The organism is Streptomyces sp. NPDC059256, assembly GCF_042753785.1.
GTDB lineage: Bacteria > Actinomycetota > Actinomycetes > Streptomycetales > Streptomycetaceae > Streptomyces.
This window is the reverse complement of record NZ_JBHYZO010000004.1, coordinates 442226-465013: the sequence shown is the minus strand read 5'-3', so window position 1 is coordinate 465013 and position 22788 is coordinate 442226. Positions and strand designations below refer to the sequence as shown.

Sequence of the window (22788 nt, the reverse complement as noted above, 5' to 3'; positions counted from 1 at the left end):
TAGCCTCCCGGTCACCGCCGCCGTACATCTGTGCGCGGAACACCTGGGCGGAAAAGCGGGAAAGGGGGAGCCAAGTGCCCGGAATAGACGAGTGCCTACTGGAAGCCATGCTGGTGCCAGGCGCACGCGGCGCCTCCGTCGTGGACTGGGCCACGGGGTTGGCCCTCGGCAGCGTGGGAGAAGCAGCCGGCGGCGACCACGAGAGCAATGCGGCGGAGACCAGCGAACTGGCCCGACTCAGCACGGAGTTCGCGGCGTTCGCCGCGACCACGCCCGTACCGGAGCCGACAGAGGGCGAGCCTCCGGCGGAGGACGGGGCGACGGTGGCCCCCCTCCCTCGGGCCGCGGCGGACGACGGCCCCCTGGTCGAGGACCTCATCCTCACCACCCGTACCGGGTACCACATGGTGCGATTCGTGGACACGGCCTTCGACAGCACCGTCTGCCTCCACCTCTGGCTCGATCGCGACCTCGGCAATCTCGCCCTGGCCCGTATCCGCATGTGCGACCTGGCCGAACGGCTGGTGCTCGGATGAACAACCGGCTCTCGGTCGTCTCCCCCATGCTCCGACGACTCACCGACGAGCGCGCCACCGGAGTGTTGATACGGGACCACGGGGCGCTCTACCTCGTCGATGGCCAGGTAGTCCATGCCGAAGCCGCCGCCGCCCCAGGACTCGACGTCATCACCGCCGCCAGCGGCCGGCTGCGCCCCGACCACTGGGACGACGCCATAGCCGCCGCGGGCGCCAGGTGCCAGGTCGCCCGCCAACTCATCGACAGCGGGGCCATCACCGCCGGCGAACTGGAGATCTGCCATCTCGGCACACTCTTCGACGCAGCCTTCTTCACCCTCGCCACCCGCAGTGGAGCAACCCGGTTCCGCTACGGGGTCACCCACTGGTTGGGCCCGGTGCGGCCGGTGTCGCCCAGTGCGGTCGAGCGCGAGTCGATGCGTCGCGTACGGCTGCTGAACTCCATCTGGCCCCACCCCGAGGTGGACACCGCACCCGTACGGCGACGCCCGCACCGCGGACGCGCCATCAGCCCCCACCGCCGCGCACTCCTGGAACTGGCCGACGGGGTACGCACACCGCCGACCATCGCCCGGGAGTTGGGGCGGCCCGCCTTCAACACCCTGGTCGAAGTGCGCAGACTCGCCGCCGAAGGCTTGATCGACGCAACGGCCGGCGTACCGGGGGCAGGGGCCCACCCATCGTCGGACGACGGGACACAGCAACCGGAGCAGGCGCAGGCGCACGAACCGCCAACTGCCCCGGACAGCGCCCTGCTCCGCCGCATCCGTGAAGCGCTGGAGGTCCCGGCGAGTTCGCCGGCCGCCCGCCAGGCCCCTCGTCGTACCTCATGAGGCGCGCCACCCGGCTACGTGCCGAAAGGAGACAGCTGATGACGACCGAGGCCGATGTCCTCGCCGAACTGCGGCGCCTTCGGGTCCGGATGCCTCAGCTGACGGCAGCGCTGGCGGCCAGCACGGACGGTGTGGTGCTGGCATCGGACACCGGCCATGCGCCGGAGGAGTCCAAGGAACACGCGGACCGACTGGCGTCGTTGACCATCTCCGTCCTCGGTGCGGCCTCGCACCTCGGCGCGGTCAGTGGCCGGGGCGGCTTCCGCGAACTCTTGATCCGTGGCGAACTCGGTTACACCGGGATCTACGGAGCCGGTCCGTCGGCGGTGCTCGCCCTGCTGGCCGGTCCTCGGATCAATGTCGGCCGGCTCCATCTGGAGGCGCGGCGCTCCGGTGCTCGCATCGGAGATCTGGTCGACGACGCCCTCGGCGCACTCGAACGGCCGGAGGCCACCTGACCGATCCCATCAACCGGTCCCATGGACCGATCGGCACCAAGGGCGTGCGCCGCACGGTTCGAGCCGTCGACGGATCACCGCCCCGCACCACCAGCAGTAGCAGCGAAAACCGGAAGGAAGCACACAGCTCATGGCCAACACCGAAGCCGCCCTCAAGGAAGCGACCACCCTCATCGAAGGCGCCCTGGGCGCCGCCCTCGTCGACTACACCAGCGGAATGGCGCTGGGGACGATAGGCGGCGGCAAGGACCTCGACCTCCAGGTGGCAGCGGCGGGCAACACCGATGTGGTGCGCGCCAAGGTCCGCACGATGGAGCAGTTGGGTCTCAAGGACGGCATCGAGGACATCCTGATCACCCTCGGTACCCAGTACCACTTGATCCGGCTGCTGCGGGGGCGGGGGACCGACGGTCTCTTCCTGTACCTGGCGCTCGACAAGAACCGCGCCAACCTGGCGATGGCGCGCCACCAGCTGAAGAAGATCGAGAGCGAGTTGGAGATCTGATCGGCCCCGCAGACGTCCGGCCGAAGGGGCCCTCATCGCAGGACGCCCCCGGCCGGGTCTGATGGTCCCGCCCGACGCTCTGCGTGAGACACGACCTAGCGGCGTCGCGCCCCACCGGGCGCGGCGTCCCCGGCGGCGATGCCCGTCGTACGGAAGCCCTTGACCCGCTTGCCCACCGGTCCGGCGTCCGCCCAGTCCGTACGCAGCCACAGCAGCTTCTGTGCGTCCTGCTCGCGCCGGCCGAGCCAGAGCGCCTTCATCCACAGCCCCGCACCCGCTCCGGCGAGCAACAGACCGCCGGCGGCCGGTAGGGCGAAGGAGCTGACGACGGCTGCGACCACCGCTGCCACCCAGTACCAGCGATGCGCGCGGCGCCAGTTCCGCAGGGTCACCCGACGGTCCTGGAGGATGTCGGTACGGCCCGCGCGGGTGGCGGAGTCGGCGAAGTGGGCATAGCGACCGCGGCGCAGCAGGGCCGTGACGGCTGCCGCGATCAGAAAGAGGGCGGCCCCGGACAGGACGCCGATGCGCCGTCCCGTCAGTCCGGGCAGCAGCACCCCGATGCCCCCGGCGATCAGTCCCGACCACCACAGGGGCGCTGCCCCCGCCCGTACGACCACGGCGACCCTTGCCAGCGACTGCGCCCCGCGCCCCACTTCCGTACTCCGTCCGTCGATCCTGTTGTTACTCGTTGCCGTTGCTCGGTGTTGTGTGTCGTTGTTGTCGTTGTTGTGTGTCGTTGTTGTTCAGTGCTGCTCGTTGCTGCTCGTTGCTGTTGTTGTTCGTTGCTGCTGTAGCTGTTGTTTGCCCATCGCCAGGCTGCCGTCACGCGCCGGGAACATGGGCGACCGGCTCGGTGTCGTGCGGCGGCTGTGCCGCGGAGATTAGCGACGTTTTCTGAGTGCCGTCTGAGAATCCGCACGGCCGATCACTCGGCGAAGAGCCCTCGGGCCGCCGCCCGGGCGTCGAAGTCCTCCAACCGGGCCTGTGCATCGGGCAGTGCGTCGCACATCGCTTCCAGCAGCACCCTGCCGAGCAGCATCGGGGCGCAGGCGGTGTCGAAGGAGAAGCCCGTGCCGACCGCCGCCGGGATGAGCAGATCGCTGTGTTCGGCGACCGGGGCGAACGCGGAGTCGGCGACCGTCACCACCGTCAGTCCGCGGGAGCGTGCGTACGCCAGCGCCTCCACGACCTCCTTGGGGTGGCGGGGCAGTGCGAAGCAGAGCAGGACGTCCGCGCCCGCGCGCAGTGAGGAGTCGATGCGGTCGGCGAGCAGACTCCCGGCCTGGTCCAGCAGGCGTACGTCCGGGTGGACCTTGCTGGCGAAGTAGGCGAAGCCGTGGGCCTGGGCGGAGGCCGCGCGCAGTCCGAGGACCGGCAGTGGCCGGGATGCGGCGAGGAGCCTGCCGGCGCGTTCGACGGGCGCCGGGTCGGCGAGCAGGTCGGAGAGTTGGCGCAGGTTCTCGATCTCGGCCTGCACGGCCTGCTGGTACTCGTTCGGTGCGTCATCGACCGTGGTGGTGGCCGGTCGCCCGGGTGGGGTGATCTCGCGCAGGTGCCGGCGCAGTGCCGGGTAGCCGTCGAAGCCGAGGGCGACCGCGAAACGGGTGACGGACGGCTGGCTGACTCCGGCGAGCTCGGCGAGTTCCACACTGGAGAGGAACGGCACGTCCGCCGCCCTGCGCACCATGTGGTGGGCGATGCGCCGCTGGGTGGGGGTGAGTCGATGCCCCTCGAACAGCTCTTGCAGCCGGGTGGCGGGGGTGTCGCTCATGCCGTCCTCTTCGTCGCGCCTGTCATCGCCTCTGCACTCCTTGGGTCCGTCGTCGTCTGCTGGTGGTCGGGGAGCCGGACCCTGACGGTCCCATCATCGGTCAGGGCGGCACGCCACGGCCTGGATCCGGTCGCTCCGGATCCTCGGGGCGCGAAACAGTGGGGATAGCCCCACTGACGTGAGCGGTCCGCGCCCGTAGCGTGACGAGGTATGGATGCCCGTGACCCTGAGCTCAAGAAGGAGCTCGACGCCACCTTGCACGCCCGCCGCGAACTCGGCGAAGACTATGACTCCGCCCTCGTCGAATCGTTTCTGGAGAAGGTCGAGCAACGCCTCGACGGCACGGTGGACCGTCGAGTGCGACGTCAGCTCGCCGAGCAGCAGATGTCGGTGGCGCGCGGGGTCCGCCCGCCCCAGCAGCCGGCCGACCCCAACTTCGGGGAGCGGTTCGGCTACGGCATCATCACCATGATCCTGGCGGTGCCGCTGTCCGCGATCGGCGTGGTGAACGCCGGTCTGCCCGGGCTGATCGTGACGTGGACCGGCATCGTGGGAGTGAACTTCGTCCATGCGTCGGGGGGCTTCTCCTGGTCGCGCAAGCGCCGCGCGAAGGACGAGGGGCACTCCGAGTGGGAGGAGTGAGCCCCGGACCCCCGGAGGTCGTGCCTGCTCTGAGTGGCCGCCGGTACGACTGACACGGGGATCGCCGCACCCCCGGCCGCCGGCCGGGGGGCGGGACCGGCGATCCCCGTGGGGACACGGGCCTGGTGAGGGCCGGACCCGCGTCCACGACGCCGTCGAGCCGGGAGCCGCTCCGGATCCACGACGCCGTTCGTGAGCCACCACTGTGCAGGACGGGTGTTAAGCGGATGCTGCCTGGATGTGACACCCGTGTGCCGATCGTGAGACCCCGTACCCGCCTACGGCGCGGGAAGCACCTTTGACGTCGTCCTGTGCTCCAGGGGTACGGGGACGGCCCTCGCGAAGAGCGTTAGTTTCCGCCGCCGGCGAGGAACGCCAGCAGGTCCTGGCGGCTCACCACACCCTTGGGCTTGCCCTCCACCAGGACGATCGCGGCGTCCGCCGCATGCGTGGTGTCGCTGAGCACGCTCATCAGGTCGGCGACCGGCTCACCCGATCCGACCTGCGGCAGGGGGGCACTCATGTGCTTCTCCAGCGAGTCGCTCAGGGTGGCGCGCTCGGTGTAGAGGGCTCCGAGTAGTTCACGTTCCACCACCGAACCGATGACCTCTGCGGCCATCACATCGGGGTGGCCGGCGCCGGGCTTCACGATCGGCATCTGGGACACGCCGTACTCGCGCAGCACCTCGATCGCGTCGCCCACGGTCTCCTCCGGGTGCATGTGCACCAGGCTGGGGATCTTGCCCCCCTCCTTGTGGCGCAGCACGTCACCGACGGATGCGGAGGGACCAGAGCCCTCCAGGAAGCCGTAGTCGGCCATCCATTCATCGTTGAAGATCTTGCTGAGGTAGCCGCGTCCGCTGTCGGGAAGCAGGACGACCACCACGTCGTCCGGTCCGAGGCGCTCGGCGACCCTCAGTGCCGCCACGACCGCCATACCGCAGGAGCCGCCGACCAGGAGGCCCTCTTCCTTCGCGAGGCGGCGGGTCATCTGGAAGGAGTCCTTGTCGGACACGGCGACGATCTCGTCGGTCACCGTCCGGTCGTAGGCGGTGGGCCAGAAGTCCTCACCGACGCCCTCGACCAGGTAGGGGCGACCGGAACCACCGCTGTAGACGGAGCCCTCGGGGTCGGCGCCGATCACGGCCACAGTGCCGTCGCTGACGTCCTTGAGGTAGCGACCGGTGCCGGAGATCGTGCCGCCCGTGCCGACGCCCGCGACGAAATGGGTGATCTTTCCCTCGGTCTGTTCCCACAGCTCGGGACCGGTCGTCTCATAGTGCGAACGGGGGTTGTTGGGGTTCGAGTACTGGTCGGGCTTCCAGGCCCCCGGGGTCTCCTGGACCAGGCGGTCGGAGACGTTGTAGTACGAGTCGGGATGCTCCGGGTCGACGGCGGTGGGGCAGACGACGACCTCCGCACCGTACGCCCGCAGCACATTGATCTTGTCCGTGGAGACCTTGTCCGGGCAGACGAAGATGCACTTGTAGCCCTTCTGCTGGGCCACGATCGCCAGCCCCACACCGGTGTTGCCGCTGGTCGGCTCCACGATGGTGCCCCCGGGCAGCAGCGCCCCGCTCTCCTCCGCCGCCTCGATCATGCGCACGGCGATGCGGTCCTTCACCGAGCCGCCTGGGTTGAAGTACTCGACCTTGGCCAGGACCGTCGCCTGAATGCCCTCGGTCACGCTGTTGAGCTTCACCAATGGGGTATTGCCGACAAGACTGATCATCGAGTGGTGAATGCGCACAATGTTTCTCCGGGATCTCCGTAGTGAATGCGGCCAGAGTAAGCGGACCGGTGCGGGATTGGGCGATGGCGACTACGGGGCAGTTAGCTCATAACCGACGAGTAGCTCGCAGCGTCGGAGGGCGAGGAGAGGAGGTCCGGACGGTGTCGAGGGCAAGAGTGGCACGGCGCATCGCAGCAGGCGCCGCCTACGGCGGCGGAAGCATCGGCCTGCTCGGAGTGGCGACCATGGGCGTCGTGGTCGCAGAGGTGCAGTTGGCGAAACGCACGGTCGGAGGGGGTACGGCTCCCGTTCCACCCCGCGGCGACGGACTCTACGGGCTGGCCTTCGGGCGCACGAACCCGATGCTCCTGGGACTGCTGGGCGACTCCACGGCAGCGGGCCAGGGGGTCCGCAGAGCCAGCCAGACTCCGGGAGCGCTGCTGGCATCGGGGCTCGCAGCGGTCGCGGAACGGCCGGTCGAAGTGTGCAACGTCGCACAGCCCGGGGCACGGTCGGACGATCTGGAACGACAGGTCACCGCCCTGCTGGCGGACACCTCCAGACAGCCGGACATCTGTGTGATCATGATCGGCGCGAATGACGTCACCCACCGGATCCCGGCGACCGAATCAGTGCGCCATCTGGCCTCCGCGGTGCGCAGACTGCGTACGTCCGGAGCCGAAGTGGTGGTGGGCACCTGCCCCGACCTGGGCACCATCGAACCGGTGTACCAGCCGCTGCGCTGGCTGGCCCGCAGGGCATCCAGGCAACTCGCGGCGGCCCAGACGATCGTGACGGTGGAGCAGGGCGGACGGACGGTCTCGCTGGGGGATCTGCTGGGGCCGGAGTTCGCCGCCAATCCACGGGAGATGTTCGGCGCGGACAACTACCACCCCTCCGCCGAGGGATATGCGACGGCGGCGATGGCGATGCTGCCGACCGTCTGTGCGGCGCTCGGGGTCTGGCCCGAGTCGGACCGGCCGGACGCCCGTCGGGACGAGGGGATGCTCCCGGTGGCGAAGGCCGCGGCGGAGGCGGCGAAGGAGGCCGGTACCGAGGTCACGGGGGCCCGCGCCCCCTGGGCACTGCTCAAGCACCGCAGGAGGCGGCGGCTGCCAGAGCCCGCTTCGACCCCGGACGCGGCCGAGCCGTCACCGACGGAGGCGACGCACCGCTAGTCCGTGCCGGGTGGCGGGCCACCCGTCCCGTCTGCGGGCAGGGCGAGCACGTCTCCAGGAAGGCGGGAACGGACAGGGTGGGGGAAGGGGTGGTGCACCGGGCCGCCCGTTCCCCCTCTTCCCCCTCCCGGCTTCCCTCTCCCGACTCCGAAGCGAGCGCTCGCTTAGAATTGAGGTGACGATCACACGCCGGCACGCGTGACCCCCACCACTACCTCCAGGTAACTTCCGACGGAACCCTCCCCCAGCCTCTGGAGCCCTCGATGCCCGAAGCCGTCATCGTTTCCGCCGCCCGCTCCCCCATCGGCAGGGCCTTCAAGGGCTCCCTCAAGGACCTGCGGGCCGACGACCTGACCGCGACGATCATCGCGGCGGCCCTCGCCAAGGTGCCGGAGCTGGACCCGAGGGACATCGACGACCTGATGCTCGGCTGCGGTCTCCCCGGCGGCGAGCAGGGGCACAACCTCGGTCGGATCGTGGCCGTACAGATGGGGATGGACCATCTGCCCGGGTGCACGATCACCCGCTACTGCTCGTCGTCGCTCCAGACCTCCCGCATGGCCTTCCACGCCATCAAGGCCGGCGAAGGGGACGTCTTCATCTCGGCCGGGGTCGAGATGGTCTCCCGATTCGCCAAGGGCTCGTCCGACGGCCTGCCCGACACCCGCAACCCCCTCTTCGAGCAGGCCCAGGCCCGTACCGCCAGGACTGCGGAGGGCGGCGGCGAGAGCTGGCACGACCCGCGCGAGGACGGCCTGCTTCCCGACGCGTACATCGCCATGGGCCAGACCGCCGAGAACCTCGCCCAACTCAAGAACGTCACCCGCCAGGACATGGACGAGTTCGGCGTCCGCTCGCAGAACCTGGCCGAGGCGGCCATCGCCGCGGGGTTCTGGGAGCGGGAGATCACCCCCGTCACCACCCCTGACGGCACGGTCGTCAGCAAGGACGACGGCCCCCGCGCCGGAGTGACCCTGGAGGGCGTCGCCGGACTGAAGCCGGTGTTCCGCCCCGACGGACTGATCACCGCCGGCAACTGCTGCCCGCTCAACGACGGCGCCGCCGCACTGGTGATCATGAGTGACACCAAGGCGAGCGAGCTGGGTCTGACCCCGCTCGCCCGGATCGTCTCCACCGGAGTCTCCGGGCTCTCGCCGGAGATCATGGGGTACGGGCCGGTCGAGGCGTCGCGACAGGCCCTCGCCCGGGCCGGGATGACCGTGGACGACATCGACCTCGTCGAGATCAACGAAGCGTTCGCGGCCCAGGTGATCCCCTCGTACCGGGATCTGGGCATCGACATCGACAAGCTGAACGTCAACGGCGGCGCCATCGCGGTGGGCCACCCCTACGGCATGACCGGTGCCCGGATCACCGGCACGCTGATCAACAGCCTCCAGTTCCACGACAAGCAGTTCGCGCTGGAGACCATGTGCGTCGGCGGCGGCCAGGGCATGGCCATGGTCATCGAGCGGCTCAGCTGACGACGACGGACCCCACCGAGCGGCGGCGCTTCAGCGCAGGGCAATGCGGACCCGCGCCGAAGCCGCCGCCCTCGGCCCGAGCCGCTGATCGACGGCTCGATCGCCACCGCGTGCCACCGTCATGGCACCCAGGGCCAAGTCGTGACCGAAACTGCCCCAGGATGTGACCTACGCCCTGCGGCGCCTATATATCCGCAGGTCAAACCTGTTCGGCAGTAAACACCGGGCCAAAAGACCTGTCCAATTTGTGACGTAATGCACTGACAGTTTGGCCAGGCCCATCGCAAGCTGAGGTAGGAAGTCGGGGGTGTCGACGAAAACGGGAGTACGTCAGTGAGCGCCATGTCTATTGCCCTGCTGCTGACCACGGCCGCCGCAACGGTCGTGGGTGCCGCTGCCCTGCACGCCGCCCACGGGCTTCGCCGGCAGGTCACGGCCCTGCGCACCGAGCTGTCCGACCTCCATCGCATCGGTGCTGAGCACCCGATCGCGGTCGTGCCCCAGGCACGTGCGACACCTGTCGCAGAGATCCGGGCAGCGGTCGCCGAAGCCCTCGCCGAGGAGCGTGAACGGGAACTGGCGGACGCCCGCGCCTTCTGGGCCGCACAGGAGTCCCGCGACGCCGCCGACGCGCCAGCCCTCGCGGGCGACGCTCCCGCGGCCCTGGCGAGCGGTCTGGGAGCACCGGGTGACGAGTTGCCGTACTACGTCCCCCGGCAGAGCGACTTCATCGGCCTGGAGGCCCTCGACCTGGAGGCGATCGAGGCCGTTCAGGACGATCTGGTGGACTTCGCCGACCTCCCCGAGGTGACCGAGTTCGCGGAGGACTCGCCCGAGCTGGCCGCCGCCCGCCGCCGTCACCCTTCCCACCCCGACTTCGTGCCCGTCCAATCGCCGATGGTCACCGACCACGAGCGGACCGTGGAGCGGCTGGAGCAGCTCGCCGCCGCCCGGACCGAGCTGGCGGACGTACGGCCGGGGCCGCTCGGCACGCTCGACGTGTACGTCTTCACCGACGGTACGACGCTGTGCATGACCCCGGGCCACCGTGAGACCGCCGAGCGCCTCGCGACGGCCCTGCGCTCCGGTGACACGCCGATCCTGCTGGGCGGCTCCAGCGTCTCCGGGGCGTACGCCCTGACCTTCGTCTGTGGCGAGGAGAGCGTCTACATACTCGCCGACCGCGTCATAGCCTCGCTCTGACCCGCGGAAACCAGCGGGCGGGGCCCACCGACGGCCACACCTACGTGAAGGCGCGCTCCATGGCCGCCCGGACCAGGACCACGGCCTCGTCCACCTCCGCCGACCGGGGGGACGGGGCCGTTCGCAGCGCCTCGGCCAAATCTGCCGTGGCAACGAGCAGTTGATCCCCCACGGCGAAGAGCCCGACGTCGGGCATGGTTCTCGGCTGCTGCTCGGGGGCTTCGATCCGTTGGGCCCGTAGGGACAACTCCCTGGCCAGCGCGAGTGCCTCGGCCGCCGCCCCGCGTTGGAGGCGGCTCTGCGGGGCGACCCGCAGACGGTCGGCGAAGCGGTCGGCAACCGCGGTCAGCTCTGTCGTATCCAGCACACCGCGACCCTATGCGCCCGTCCCGGACTGTTGCCAATACGCGAACCCTCAGGCACGGTGTCCGAAAGGAGCACACGCGCAACGCGTCCGGAGGCGCCGATGTCCCCAGTCTTCTCCGAAGAGACACACCGCAATCTGCTCTCCCGAATCCCACAATGCACTGGTCGCGAGATCTCCGACTGGCTCCGCACCGTCGAGGAAGGCCCCTCCCTCTTCCGTTTCGAGGAGAAGGTCAGCTGGCTCCGGGGCGAACACGATCTCGCGTACGGCCACGCCAAAGCGATCATCCACGAGTACGACCTGAGGCGTGCCGCCCGCAGACTGCTGTAGCAGTCCCCCCGACTCCCCCCGACGACCCCGATTTCCCCCTCGACGTCTCGACGTCTCGACGTCTCGACATGCGGAAGGGCCCGCAGGCAGCGCCTGCGGGCCCTTCTGTACGACGTGTCAGTCGTTGCCCTGCAGGATCGACAGGAGACGCAGCATCTCCAGGTAGATCCAGACGAGGGTCAGGGTGAGGCCGAAGGCCGCCAGCCAGGACTCCTCGCGCGGCGCACCGTAGGTGAGCCCGTCCTCGACCTGCTTGAAGTCGAGCGCGAGGAAGCAGGCGCCGAGGATGATGCCGATGACACCGAACAGGATGCCCAGGCCACCGCTGCGGAAGCCGAGGCCGTCCCCGCCAGCGATGAGCGCGAACAGCAGGTTCACGGCCATCAGGATCATGAAGCCCATCGCCGCGGCCATGACGAAGCCGTAGAAGCGACGGTTGACCCGGATCCAGCGCATCTTGTACGCGATGAGTACGCCCGCGAAGACGGCCATCGTGCCCAGGACCGCCTGGGGAACGACACCCGCACTGATGTAGGTGCTGACCGCGCTGGAGATGACTCCGAGGAAGACACCCTCGAACGCGGCGTAGCTCAGGATCAGCGCCGGAACCGGCTTGCTCTTGAACGCCTGGACGAGCGCCAGGACCATCGCGATCAGCGCGGCGCCGATGGCGATGCCGTACGACTTGCCGATGCTGTCCTGGTCGACTGGCAGCAGGAACCAGGAGAGGGCGGCGGTGACCACGACGGTGCCGAGCGTCATCGCGGTGCGCGAGACGACGTCGTCGATGGTCATCACGTTGGAACGGGCGGGGGCCTGCTGGTCCCCGCCGAGCTGGGTGTCAGCCGGTGCGTACGGGTTGGTCGCGTACGGGTTGCCGGTGCCCTGCCCGTAGGGGTTGGTCGCTACGGCGGGGCCCCCGGCCTGCGGCTGCGCGTTGAAGCCCGCATAGCCGTTGTCGCGGCTGAACCCCCGTCGCGAGAAGACCGGGTTACTGCTCCTCATCTCACTCCTCCATGGCCACCCTGCGCGGCCTTGCGTCAAGAGTAATGCGGGTGCAAAGAAAGCACCCTAATGCTCCAGGAGGATCTTTCCCGATCGTGACCCACACAACAGGCGATTCACGACATTTCACCCTCCCTCAGGTGCGGGGAAGCCCTTACACCCATCGAGGGTGCCGCGGATCACTCCGGCGCCCGTCGAATCGACCCAACGGGTGACCGGCGCCGAAGGCCGAGAAGCGCTGAGCCCCACCGAAGACAGGAAGCAAAGGAGGGGGAGGCGGCGAAGGAGCAAGAGAGAAGGAAGGGGAAGGGACGGGGGCATCAGAAGAAGGAAGGGAGGAGGGAGGGGAGGGAGAGGGGGGAGATAGAGACGAGCCGCCGACGCGGGCGCTCGACAGCAGTACTGCCGGGCGCCCAGGATCACGGGAGACGCTCACTACCAGACCCTGGCAATGGTTGAGATCAAGCCAAGTCATCCACCGAGACCGTCCGCCACGGGGCGATCGGGGATGCATCCTCCGCCCGGCTCGCCCTCATCCCCAAGAACGGGAGCCCGTGGGGCCGCCCACTGTCGAGTGATGCTGAAATCACTCGAACGTGTGACCCCTGAGAGTCAATGGAGGTCAAGGATTCAACCACTCCGGGTCGAAATTCGACTCCGGAGAGTGCCCGGAGCCGGACTCGAACCGGCACGGCCCGAAGGCCAGCGAGGTTTAAGCTCGCCGTGTCTGCATTCCACCATCCGGGCCAGGTGCGCGGCTCCGCGTAAGCACAGGAGCCTATCCGGGTAGATCGATACGCCCGGTGCCCCCCTGGCCCGATGTTGTCTTATTTTATTGCCGCTTGAGGGTGCGTCAGCCCAGGTGGAGGGAGATCCCGACGGCGCCATCCCAACAGGTGGGCATCCATGTGTTGACACGTGATTGACGGAAATTCGCCGCAACTGCCACTGGTTCGACCTCTTGCCCGATGGCTCGGTCGAGTCGCGCACATCAGTCGCCGGGTCACCCTCGTCACACTGGTCCCGGCGCAGGGACTTCCCGTATATCACTCAGCGGAATGGCGGGCCGCCAACCGGCCCTGGCCGAGCCATGACGGGGAGCGAGAACGGACTCTTCTCTTCCGGTCTGCGGGCTCATTCCCCCTCGGGGACACCGTCATACCCAAGGAGGATGACCACCCCTCGCAGTCCGCCCAAAGAGGGCCTCGGGAACGGGCACGGGGGCTGACGATCGGCGCCCAGACGGCGGCCAGGATGGGACACGTCCCCCAGCAAGCTCACAGCCGACGCAACAGGAGCCCTTCCTCGTGACCACCACGCCCATCGCACACCGCGCCACCGCCGTGGCCGCCCGCGCCACGGATCTGTCCAAGGTGTACGGACAGGGCGAGACCCAGGTGGTCGCGCTCGACCGAGTCAGCGTGGACTTCCGCCAGGCGGAGTTCACCGCCATCATGGGCCCGTCCGGCTCCGGCAAGTCCACCCTGATGCACTGCGTCGCCGGCCTCGACACCTTCAGCTCCGGCTCCGTGCGCATCGGCGACACCGAACTCGGCACCCTGAAGGACAAGCAGCTCACCCAGTTGCGCCGGGACAAGATCGGCTTCATCTTCCAGGCGTTCAACCTGCTGCCGACGCTCACCGCCCTGGAGAACATCACGCTCCCCATGGACATCGCCGGCCGCAAGCCCGACAAGCAGTGGCTGGAAACCGTCATCGACATGGTGGGTCTGCGTGACCGCCTCAGCCACCGTCCCACGGAGCTCTCCGGCGGCCAGCAGCAGCGCGTCGCCGTCGCTCGCGCCCTGGCCTCCCAGCCGGACATCATCTTCGGTGACGAGCCCACCGGAAACCTGGACTCCCGCTCCGGCGCCGAAGTCCTCGGCTTCCTCCGCAACTCGGTGCGCGAACTGGGTCAGACCGTCGTCATGGTCACCCACGACCCGGTGGCCGCCTCCTACTCGGACCGCGTGATCTTCCTGGCCGACGGCCGGGTCGTCAACGAGATGATGCACCCCACCGCGGACGGCGTCCTCGACCAGATGAAGGCATTCGACGCCAAGGGCCGGACCAGCTGACCATCGGCCGACTCGTCGACCTCCGGCTCTCACCACAGGACTGACTGACATGTTCCGTACCGCCTTGCGCAATGTGCTCGCGCACAAAGCCAGATTGCTGATGACCGCGCTCGCCGTGATGCTCGGCGTGGCCTTCGTCTCGGGCACCCTGGTCTTCACCGACACCCTCGGCAACGCCTTCAGCAAGCAATCGGCCAAGAGTTACGACGGCATCGCCGTGGTGGCCAACGGCTCCACCTCCGAGATCGGTGCCGGCGCCGAGAAGGAGGAGGGCATCCCCTCCACCGCCCTGGAGAAGATCGAGAAGCTGGACGGTGTCACCGACGTCACCGGCCGGGTCTCCGGATTCGCCGGGGTCGCCGACCCGTCGGGCAAGCTGATCGGCAGCGGCTGGGCCAACAAGGGCGGCAACTACGCCGCCGGCAAGGACGGCAAGGACGCCGCGTACGACTTCGCCAAGGGGTCAGGACCGGCGCAGGCGGGGCAGATCGCCCTGGACAAGGACACCGCCACGAAGGGCAAGTACGAGGTCGGCGACACCGTCCGCGTCGCCACCAACGGGCCGGTGCAGGAGTACAAGCTCTCGGGAATCTTCACCACCGAGGACGGTGCGGTCAACGCGGGCGGCAGCCTGGTCCTGTTCGACACCGCAGTCGCGCAGAAGCTCTATCTGAAGCCCGGCTTCTACCATGACATCACCGTCAGTGCCGCGCCCGGCACGTCGGACGCGAAGCTCCTCGCCGCGGTCGAGCCCCTGCTCCCGGAAGGCGCCGCAGCCCAGACCGCACAGAAGCTGGCCGACCAGGAGGCCAAGGACATCGAGTCCGAGTTGAGCGCGATCAACAACATGCTGCTCGCCTTCGCGGCTATCGCGCTCTTCGTCGGCACCTTCCTGATCGCCAACACCTTCACGATGCTGGTCGCCCAGCGCACCAAGGAACTGGCCCTGCTGCGCGCCGTCGGCGCCTCACGTCGGCAGGTCAAGCGCTCGGTGATCCTTGAGGCGTTGGTGGTGGGTCTGCTCTCCTCCATCGTCGGATTCGTCCTCGGCCTCGGCCTCGCGGTCGGGCTGCGCTCCGCCATCAGCAGCTTCGGTGCGAAGCTCCCCAACGGCCCACTGATCGTCTCCCCCACGGCCGTGCTCGCCGCACTCGCCGTCGGTGTGCTGATCACCGTCCTCGCCGCCTGGCTGCCCGCCCGTCGAGCGGCGAAGATCGCCCCGGTCGCCGCCATGAGCAGTGTGCACGCGGTGGCCTCGACCAAGTCCCTGGTCGTACGGAACACCATCGGCAGCATCATCACCGCCGCCGGTGCGGGCGCCATCCTCGCCGGTGCTTCGACCGGCGGCAACGACGGCCGGCTGATGATCGGCGCCGGTGCGTTCCTCACCCTCATCGGGGTCATCATCCTGATCCCGCTGCTGTCCCGGCCGATGATCGCCGTGGTCAAGCCGCTGCTCCAGCGGATGTTCGGAGTCGCGGGCAAGCTCGCAGGACAGAACGCGGTCCGCAACCCCCGTCGTACCGGTGCCACGGCTTCCGCCCTGGCGATCGGTCTCACCCTGGTCACCGGCCTGACCGTCATCGGTGTCACCCTGGGCCAGGCCATCGACCGGATGACCACGGACAACGTCCGCGGTGACTACTTGGTGAGCATGGCCAACGGCGGCTCCATGGACCGCTCGGCACTCGAAGCGCTCCAGAAGGCCAAGGGTGTGGAGGCCATCACTCCGCAGCAGGCGATGGACATGGAGATCAAGGGCGAGGACCGGGCCGTCTCCGCCGTCACCCCCGGTGACGTCGAGAAGGTCTTCGCCATGGAGGCCATCTCCGGCTCCCTTTCCACCCTCGCCGATGGACAGGTCGCCATCGCCGAGTCGGTCGCCAAGGACAACGGCTGGAAGGCCGGTGACCCGCTCGCCGTCAAGATCGGTGACGGGGAGCCCCGCAAGTCGCTGAACCTGACGGTCGGCGCGATCTACAAGAACAACGAGTTCCTCTCCCCGTTCGTCGTCTCCACCAAGCTGGCGGACCCGCACTACGAGAAGCCCTACATCGCCGAGATCTGGCTCAAGATGGACGGCGGCGAGACCAAGGCCAATGAGCAGGCCCTGGTGGACGCGCTGGGTGACAACCCCGGTATGAACATCATGGACCGTCAGGACATCCGCAATATGTTCGGCGGAATGATCAACACCATGCTGTACATGATGTACGGGCTGTTGGGCATGGCCCTGATCATCGCGGTCCTCGGAGTGGTCAACACCCTGGCGATGTCGGTCTTCGAACGTCAGCAGGAGATCGGCATGCTGCGGGCGATCGGTCTGGACCGGGCCAAGGTCAAGCGCATGATCCGCCTGGAAGCCATCGTGATCTCACTCTTCGGCGCGGTGATCGGAGTCGTCCTGGGCTCGTTCCTGGCCTGGGCGATCGGCGAGACGTTCAAGAGCAGCATCCCGAACTACGAGCTCGTCATCCCGATGGACCGCATCGGACTGTTCCTGCTGCTGGCCGGTGTGGTCGGGGTACTGGCCGCGCTCTGGCCGGCCCGTAGCGCCGCCCGCCTGAACATGCTGACCGCAATCAAGACGGAGTAGTCGCGGGCCTCGTCCCGGGCCCCGCGCCGCCGAGCAACCGTGCTCGGCGGCGCGGGGCCTTTTTGATGACGCCCCTCTTACCCCGGGGCTCGTTCAGTTCCAGGTACGGCTGCGCAGGGGCACGCCCGACGCCCCGTCCGGGCGTGCCCGGACCGCCAGGATCTGGTTGACGCCGATCCTGTTGCGCTCGAACGACAACGCGCTCGCCGCCATGTAGAGCCGCCAGACCCTCGCCCGCCCCGGCGAGGTGAGCCGCACCGCCGTCGGCCAGTGCGCCTCCAGATTGGCCACCCAACGGCGGAGGGTGAGGCCGTAGTGCTCCCGGATGGACTCCACGTCCCGCACTTCGAAGCCGGCGTCCTCCAGGGTGCCGACGGTACGGCCCAGGGGGGCCAGCTCACCGTCCGGGAAGACATAGCGGTCGATGAAGTCGTCGAGCCGATAGGCGGACTCATCGCCCTCGGGCCGGCGTCCGATCTGGTGGTTCAGCAACCGGCCCCCGGGGGCGAGCAACGCGTGAAGCTGATCGGCGTACTCCCGATAGCGGGTGGCACCCACGTGCTCGGCCATCCCGATCGAGGAGATCGCGTCGTACGGACCGTCCCTGACGTCCCGGTAGTCCTGGACGCGAATCTCGATCCGGTCGGTGAGGCCGGCTTCCGCGATGCGCTTGCGGGCGTAGGCGGCCTGTTCCCCGGAGAGCGTGACCCCGGTGACCCGGACGCCGTACTCACGGGCAGCGTGCAGGGCCAGCGAGCCCCAACCGCAGCCGACGTCGAGCAGCCGATCGCCCTCCGTCAGACCGAGCTTGCGGCAGACCAGGTCGAGCTTGTCGCGTTGGGCATCCTCCAGCGTCTCCACCACGGCGTCGCCAGGGCCGCCCGGGCCGGTCTTCCAGTAGGCGCAGGAGTAGACCATGGACGGCCCGAGGACGAGTTCGTAGAAGGGGTTGCCGACGTCGTAGTGGTGGCTGATGGCCTGGCGGTCGCGGTGCTTGGTGTGGAGCGGGCCGTGGCGCCGGGGGACCTCCTCGGCGGGGGGAGCCGGCGGAGGGAGCGGTCCGCCCCAGCGCAGGAGGGTGCGGGCGGCCGAATGGTGGACGGGGTCCAACAGAAAGCGAAGTCGGGTGCGGGCTGCAGTGCCGAGCCGTTTGGCGCGGGTGGCTCGATGCGCCCGAGCGCCTTGCCGCGCTGGTGGAAGGGGTCTCGCCCCGGTGCTCTCCTTTGCCGCGGGGCTGGGTGTCCGGTCCCAGACGAGCCCGGCCAGTTGGTCGAGGACGGCGTAGAGATCGCCTTCCACTTCGATGTCCCCCGCCACCCAGGCACGTGCCAGACCCAGCTCACCCGGGCGCCACAGCAGCCGGCGCAGGGCCCTGCGGTGCCGTACGACGAGCACGGGCCCGCCCGGTGGTCCCGACTCCGATCCGTCCCAGGCCCGGATGCGTACGGGAAAGCGCGTGCCGAGCAACTCCTCGGCTAGGGCGGTCAACCGCAGTGCGGCGTCGGCCATGGTGTGACCTCCGTGGTGATGTTCTGCCTGCGTGCGTACTGCTGCTCGTTCTGTCGTACCGATGACGCTTACCAATGACGCGTACTGATGACGCTTACTGATGACGCGTGCTGATCGGTGAACAACGCACGCACTGTGGGTGCTTCCCATCACGGGGCACTCCCGCACGGTTCGGGCCGTGTGCCCCTCGGTCGGCGGTGCGGATCGAGGGCATCGAACGGTCACGGGGAGGGACGGGAACGCGGTCCCGAAGGGTGCCGGAGCCTTGTGCCACGGGGGTAGGTACCGGTCATGGCCACCACACGGGAGGGCAGGCGTGGTGCCGACGGGCGCGGACATGGCGAAGGGCCGCCCGCACCACGGATGGCGGACGGCCCTTCGGTCAGGTACTGCGGATGAGCGGCGAGGTCAGGATGCCTTCGCCTTCTCGGGGGCGGGCGCCGCCTGTGCGGCGACCGGGGTGGGCTTGGCGGCCTCGTAGAACTCTTCGCGAGGCGTCTCGATCGCACCGAGCGAGACCACTTCGCGCTTGAGGAACATCGCGAGCGTCCAGTCGGCGAACACCCGGATCTTGCGGTTCCAGGTCGGCATGGCCAGACCGTGGTAGCCACGGTGCATGTACCACGCGAGACGGCCGCGGAGCTTGATCTTCACCTTGCCCACGACGATCATCGCGACGCCCTTGTGGAGGCCGAGGCCCGCCACCGCGCCCTTGTTGGCGTGGCTGTACTCCTTCTGCGGGAAGCCCCGCATGCCGGAGATCACGTTGTCGCCGAGGACCTTCGCCTGGCGCAGCGCGTGCTGGGCGTTCGGCGGGCACCAGGCGTTCTCGACGCCGGCCTTGCGGGCGGCGACGTCGGGCACCTGGGCGTTGTCACCGGCGGCCCAGGCGTAGTCGAGGCCCTGCACCTGGAGGCAGGTGGAGGTGTCGACGTGTCCACGGGGGCCGAGCGGCAGGCCGTAGCGGGCGAGCGCCGGGTTGGGCTTCACACCGGCGGTCCACACGATGGTGTTGGAGTCGACCTCAAGGCCGTTCTTGAGTACCACGTGGCCGTCCACGCAGGAGTCCATCGAGGTCTGGAGGTAGATCTCGATGCCGCGGCCCTCAAGGTGCTCCTTGCCGTACTTGCCGAGCTTGGGCCCGACCTCGGGAAGGATCTTGTCCGCGGCGTCGACCAGCACGAAGCGCATGTCCTCGCGCTTCACGTTGGAGTAGTACTTGGCGGCGTCCCGCGCCAGGTCCTCCACCTCGCCGATGGTCTCGGCGCCGGCGAAGCCGCCGCCGACGAAGACGAAGGTGAGCGCCTTGCGGCGGACCTCTTCATCGGTGGTGGAGTCGGCCTTGTCGAGCTGCTCAAGCACGTGGTTGCGCAGGCCGATGGCCTCTTCGATGCCCTTCATGCCGATGCCCTGCTCGGCGAGGCCGGGGATCGGGAAGGTGCGGGAGATCGCACCGAGCGCGACCACCAGGTAGTCGAAGGGGAGCTCGTACGCCTCACCGACCAGCGGGGAGATCGTGGCTACCTTGCGGTCCTGGTCAATGGTGGTGACACGTCCGGTGAGCACTTCGGCCTTGGGCAGCACGCGTCGCAGCGGTACGACGACGTGCCGCGGCGAAATGCTGCCGGCAGCTGCTTCGGGCAGGAAGGGCTGGTACGTCATGTAAGAGCGCGGGTCGACGACCGTGACGGTCGCCTCGCCGTACCGCATCTTCTTGAGGATGCGGCGCGCCGCATACAGACCTACGTACCCCCCGCCAACTACGAGGATCCTGGGACGCTCCGTGGTGCTCATGCCATCGAGTATCCACCCCCCTGACACAGGGTGCTCGTGAGCCCCTTCACAAGGAGTAGGTCCACCTCTGCTACACTGCGCGCCCTCGTGACCGAGGTCATGCGCCCCCGAGGGAACCACTGCACCTCGGTGATCGTTGGGAACCGCCTGTGAGCTGGTCCTTAGATCCGGGCGGGGAGGAAACCACTGACCTGGTTCAGCTGACGGAAACACCCGCCCGGAGGGCCTCGATCCGGCCGCCGACCCCCCATTCAAGGCCCAACCGGCCCCCAGGGGTGGCTTTTCGGCCGCGAACCGCCCCCATCAGGACCCTTTTCCTTGTGAAGAACTTCACGAACTTCATTTCTAGGCGACGGACCAGGCGATCCCATCAAGGATGTCGTGCTCGCTGACCACCACTTCTTCGGCGCCGATCCGCTCCATGACGGCGAGCAGCACACAGGCGCCGGCGACGATGACGTCCACCCGTCCCGGGTGCATCACCGGGATCGCCGCCCGCTCGTCGTGGGTGGCGTCCACCAGCTTCTGGACGATGCCCTTGACCTGCTCCACGGAGATCCGCGCGTGGTGGATCGCGGTGGAGTCGTAGGCGTCCAGACCCAGCGCGATACCGGCGACCGTCGTCACCGATCCGGCCAGTCCCACGAGGGTGCGCGCACCCTGGAGCGGTACGGTCCGCTCCGCGAGGTCGAGTGCCGCTTCGATGTCGGCCCGCACGGCCGCGATCTCCGCCGGCGCGGGCGGATCGCTGCGGACGTGCCGCTCGGTCAGCCGCACACAGCCGATGTCCACCGACTTCGCGGCCTCCACCCGCTCCCGTCCGATGACGAACTCCGTCGATCCACCGCCGATGTCCACCACCAGCCGCTCCTCGTGGCCGGGCAGTTCTTTGGTCGCCCCGGTGAAGGAGAACTCGGCCTCCTGGTCACCGCTGATGACCTCGGGCTCCACACCGAGGACAGCCAGCACGCCGCGGACGAAATCGTCCCTGTTCTCGGCGTCCCTGGACGCCGAGGTGGCCACGAAGCGCAGCCGCTCCACACCGTGCTCGTCGATCACCGCCGCGTACTCGCGGCAGGCGGCGAAGGTGCGCTCCAGAGCCTCGGGCGCCAGCCTGCCCGTGCGGTCCACTCCCTGGCCGAGCCGAACGATGGTCATGCGGCGATCGAGCTCCACCAGCTGCCCGGTGGCGGGGTCCGCGTCGGCGACGAGCAGACGGATGGAGTTGGTACCGCAGTCGATCGCGGCGACGCGGGTCATGCGCGCTCCTCATAAGAAGGACGAGAGGGAAGAGACGGGGAGGACAAGAAGAGAGGAGTGGCGGCTCAGCCGGCTTCCGCAGAGTCGGGGGCACAGGGTGTGACGCACGGGCCCTTGCGCCACCACTCGGGCAGCAGGGCGATCGTCTCGTCCCCGAGCGGATTCACCCCGGGGCCCGCCGCCAGCGAATGTCCCACCAGGACGTGGAGGCACTTCACCCGGTCCGGCATGCCGCCTGCGCTGGGGAAGCCCTGGAGCACCTCGATGGCGTCGCGGCGCTGGATGTAGTCGTCATGGGCGGCGCGGTAGGACGCCGCCAGTTCGGGATCGCTCTCCAGCCGCTCGGTCATCTCCTTCATCACGCCGTTCGCCTCCAGCGTGCCGATCGCCGATGCGGCCCGCGGGCAGGTCAGGTAGTACAGCGTCGGGAAGGGGGTGCCGTCGGGCAGCCGGGGTGCGGTCTCGACGACGTCGGGTTGGCCGCAGGGGCAGCGGTGCGCGATGGCGCGCAGTCCGCGCGGCGGCCGGCCGAGCTGTTCCTTGAACGCCGCGATGTCCGCGTCGGTGGGCTCGGTCGGGTCGGTGTGGGGAGGAGGGGTTTCCATGCCTGCCTTGGCTCTAACGGTTCTACGGTCTAACGGTTCTACGAGTCCTACGGGCTCAGGGTGGAGATCGCGGCCACGGATCCGTCCGGGCCGCCGGGACGTACCAGGTTCGCAGATGCGCGCGTCAGCCGCGGTCCGCGGAGTCGACGCCGTCCCAGACGTTGGAGTACCAGGGCCGGTCGGCTGTGTCGTCCCGGCCACGTTCCTGCTCGGCGTTCTCGGGGTCGATCATCGTGTATCCCCGCTCCCCCGGCAGCACGTAGTGCAGGTGCTCCCGGGCGAGACGACGGATGTACGCATCGTCCTGGAGGCGTGCCTTCTCGTCCCGCAGTCGCTCGACGTGCTGCTCCGCCTCGGCCATGCGGTCACGCTGATCGGACATGTCACCGCGTTGGGACACGTACTGGCGCATGGGATAGGCCAGGGCCACGATCAGCGAGCACACCACGAGGGCGAGGAAGGCCGCCCGTCCGGTGAGCCGGGACCGGCGGGCCTGCCGCTTGGTCTGGGAGCGGTAGACGCGGGCGGCGGTCTGCTCGCCGAGCAGCCGCAGCCTGGTCGCGGTGGAGAACCGGTCGCGATTCTTCCCGGCCATGTCGTCCCGCCTCCCCTGCTCCGTGACCCGTGTCGTACGGCTGCCGGCCCGGACCCGTCCGTCGTGACGGGACCGTCCGTTCCGTACGACGGGTGCGTACGGAGGTGATTTGCTGCCCGGGGCCGATGGGCCCGCCATGTGCCTACGTCCCCGGACACGGTACGGGACCGTGGCCGGGGACGTAGGGAGACTGGCGGGGGGGCGGCCCCACCCGCCCCGGCCCCCCCCCCCCGGCGCCCCCCCCGGGCCCAGCCCCCGGCGCGTTTAAACACAAGAACGGGCCGGCCAAAAAAACCGGGTTGTT

General features: G+C 68.9%; 21 protein-coding genes and 1 tRNA gene. 11 read left to right on the top strand and 11 right to left on the bottom strand.

The annotated features are described in order from the left end of the window. Nucleotides 1–74: 74 nt before the first annotated feature. The 4 genes from ACFXJL_RS13515 (at nucleotide 75) to ACFXJL_RS13500 (ending at nucleotide 2332) form a co-directional block, all read left to right on the top strand. A complete protein-coding gene (locus ACFXJL_RS13515) occupies nucleotides 75–536 on the top strand; it encodes a hypothetical protein (RefSeq protein WP_384691977.1) in 462 nt (153 codons plus the stop codon). Further along, nucleotides 533–1369, top strand: a complete 837-nt coding sequence (locus ACFXJL_RS13510) for a transcriptional regulator (RefSeq protein ID WP_384640293.1) — start codon at nucleotides 533–535, stop codon at nucleotides 1367–1369. The genes ACFXJL_RS13515 and ACFXJL_RS13510 overlap by 4 nt, the downstream gene beginning before the upstream one ends. Nucleotides 1370–1407: 38 nt before the next feature. After that, nucleotides 1408–1827 (top strand): roadblock/LC7 domain-containing protein, encoded by a 420-nt coding sequence (locus ACFXJL_RS13505; protein ID WP_384691973.1) that lies wholly within the window; start codon nucleotides 1408–1410, stop codon nucleotides 1825–1827. 130 nt (nucleotides 1828–1957) lie between these two features. Then, nucleotides 1958–2332: a hypothetical protein gene (locus ACFXJL_RS13500; protein WP_358880005.1), complete on the top strand. Its 375-nt coding sequence runs from the start codon at nucleotides 1958–1960 to the stop codon at nucleotides 2330–2332. Between the two features lie 95 nt (nucleotides 2333–2427). Here ACFXJL_RS13500 and ACFXJL_RS13495 read toward each other — a convergent pair whose 3' ends face one another. Both ACFXJL_RS13495 and ACFXJL_RS13490 read right to left on the bottom strand, forming a co-directional pair. Further along, nucleotides 2428–2988 (bottom strand): hypothetical protein, encoded by a 561-nt coding sequence (locus ACFXJL_RS13495; RefSeq protein WP_384691970.1) that lies wholly within the window; start codon nucleotides 2986–2988, stop codon nucleotides 2428–2430. Between the two features lie 272 nt (nucleotides 2989–3260). Then, nucleotides 3261–4106: a MurR/RpiR family transcriptional regulator gene (locus tag ACFXJL_RS13490; RefSeq protein ID WP_384691967.1), complete on the bottom strand. Its 846-nt coding sequence runs from the start codon at nucleotides 4104–4106 to the stop codon at nucleotides 3261–3263. Nucleotides 4107–4316: 210 nt separating this feature from the next. On the opposite strand from ACFXJL_RS13490, the gene ACFXJL_RS13485 reads away from it, so the two are divergent. Next, the gene (locus ACFXJL_RS13485; RefSeq protein WP_358880002.1) at nucleotides 4317–4748 is read left to right on the top strand and encodes a hypothetical protein; all 432 of its coding nucleotides are present in this window, start codon (nucleotides 4317–4319) and stop codon (nucleotides 4746–4748) included. 349 nt (nucleotides 4749–5097) lie between these two features. Here the strand turns inward: ACFXJL_RS13485 and ACFXJL_RS13480 are convergent, their stop codons facing one another. Next, nucleotides 5098–6498 carry a cystathionine beta-synthase gene (locus ACFXJL_RS13480; protein WP_358880001.1) on the bottom strand — a complete coding sequence of 467 codons (1401 nt, stop codon included), beginning with the start codon at nucleotides 6496–6498 and terminating at the stop codon, nucleotides 5098–5100. Between the two features lie 143 nt (nucleotides 6499–6641). Here ACFXJL_RS13480 and ACFXJL_RS13475 point away from each other — a divergent pair, with 143 nt between their 5' ends. The 3 genes from ACFXJL_RS13475 to ACFXJL_RS13465 all read left to right on the top strand — a co-directional run bounded on the left by ACFXJL_RS13475 (nucleotide 6642) and on the right by ACFXJL_RS13465 (nucleotide 10345). Then, on the top strand, nucleotides 6642–7658 hold the full coding sequence (locus tag ACFXJL_RS13475) for an SGNH/GDSL hydrolase family protein (protein WP_358880000.1): 1017 nt from the start codon (nucleotides 6642–6644) through the stop codon (nucleotides 7656–7658). Between the two features lie 263 nt (nucleotides 7659–7921). Beyond that, on the top strand, nucleotides 7922–9142 hold the full coding sequence (locus tag ACFXJL_RS13470; RefSeq protein WP_358879999.1) for an acetyl-CoA C-acetyltransferase: 1221 nt from the start codon (nucleotides 7922–7924) through the stop codon (nucleotides 9140–9142). Nucleotides 9143–9484: 342 nt separating this feature from the next. Beyond that, nucleotides 9485–10345: a hypothetical protein gene (locus ACFXJL_RS13465; protein WP_384640280.1), complete on the top strand. Its 861-nt coding sequence runs from the start codon at nucleotides 9485–9487 to the stop codon at nucleotides 10343–10345. 40 nt (nucleotides 10346–10385) lie between these two features. On the opposite strand, the gene ACFXJL_RS13460 is transcribed toward ACFXJL_RS13465, so the two are convergent. Beyond that, nucleotides 10386–10712: a hypothetical protein gene (locus ACFXJL_RS13460; protein ID WP_358879998.1), complete on the bottom strand. Its 327-nt coding sequence runs from the start codon at nucleotides 10710–10712 to the stop codon at nucleotides 10386–10388. Nucleotides 10713–10811: 99 nt separating this feature from the next. On the opposite strand from ACFXJL_RS13460, the gene ACFXJL_RS13455 reads away from it, so the two are divergent. After that, complete coding sequence (locus ACFXJL_RS13455; RefSeq protein WP_358879997.1) at nucleotides 10812–11042, top strand: DUF4287 domain-containing protein; 231 nt, start codon at nucleotides 10812–10814, stop codon at nucleotides 11040–11042. Nucleotides 11043–11159: 117 nt separating this feature from the next. On the opposite strand, the gene ACFXJL_RS13450 is transcribed toward ACFXJL_RS13455, so the two are convergent. Next, entirely contained in the window at nucleotides 11160–12047 is an 888-nt protein-coding gene (locus ACFXJL_RS13450) for a Bax inhibitor-1/YccA family protein (protein WP_384691960.1), read from the bottom strand. Between the two features lie 665 nt (nucleotides 12048–12712). Next, a tRNA-Leu gene (locus ACFXJL_RS13445) sits at nucleotides 12713–12794 on the bottom strand. 560 nt (nucleotides 12795–13354) lie between these two features. Here ACFXJL_RS13445 and ACFXJL_RS13440 point away from each other — a divergent pair. Next, nucleotides 13355–14125 carry an ABC transporter ATP-binding protein gene (locus ACFXJL_RS13440; RefSeq protein ID WP_384691957.1) on the top strand — a complete coding sequence of 257 codons (771 nt, stop codon included), beginning with the start codon at nucleotides 13355–13357 and terminating at the stop codon, nucleotides 14123–14125. A 49-nt stretch (nucleotides 14126–14174) separates the two neighbouring features. Further along, complete coding sequence (locus ACFXJL_RS13435) at nucleotides 14175–16721, top strand: ABC transporter permease (protein WP_384691954.1); 2547 nt, start codon at nucleotides 14175–14177, stop codon at nucleotides 16719–16721. A gap of 93 nt (nucleotides 16722–16814) precedes the next feature. Here the strand turns inward: ACFXJL_RS13435 and ACFXJL_RS13430 are convergent, their stop codons facing one another. From ACFXJL_RS13430 to ACFXJL_RS13410, 5 genes are all read right to left on the bottom strand, one after another. After that, nucleotides 16815–18230 (bottom strand): class I SAM-dependent methyltransferase, encoded by a 1416-nt coding sequence (locus ACFXJL_RS13430; protein WP_384691951.1) that lies wholly within the window; start codon nucleotides 18228–18230, stop codon nucleotides 16815–16817. A 408-nt stretch (nucleotides 18231–18638) separates the two neighbouring features. Next, entirely contained in the window at nucleotides 18639–20024 is a 1386-nt protein-coding gene (locus ACFXJL_RS13425) for an NAD(P)/FAD-dependent oxidoreductase (protein WP_329020016.1), read from the bottom strand. 345 nt (nucleotides 20025–20369) lie between these two features. Beyond that, a complete protein-coding gene (locus ACFXJL_RS13420) occupies nucleotides 20370–21284 on the bottom strand; it encodes an exopolyphosphatase (RefSeq protein ID WP_384691947.1) in 915 nt (304 codons plus the stop codon). 65 nt (nucleotides 21285–21349) lie between these two features. Further along, the gene (locus ACFXJL_RS13415) at nucleotides 21350–21889 is read right to left on the bottom strand and encodes a DUF501 domain-containing protein (RefSeq protein ID WP_384691943.1); all 540 of its coding nucleotides are present in this window, start codon (nucleotides 21887–21889) and stop codon (nucleotides 21350–21352) included. A gap of 124 nt (nucleotides 21890–22013) precedes the next feature. Then, nucleotides 22014–22484: a septum formation initiator family protein gene (locus ACFXJL_RS13410; protein ID WP_358879990.1), complete on the bottom strand. Its 471-nt coding sequence runs from the start codon at nucleotides 22482–22484 to the stop codon at nucleotides 22014–22016. Nucleotides 22485–22788 lie beyond the last annotated feature (304 nt).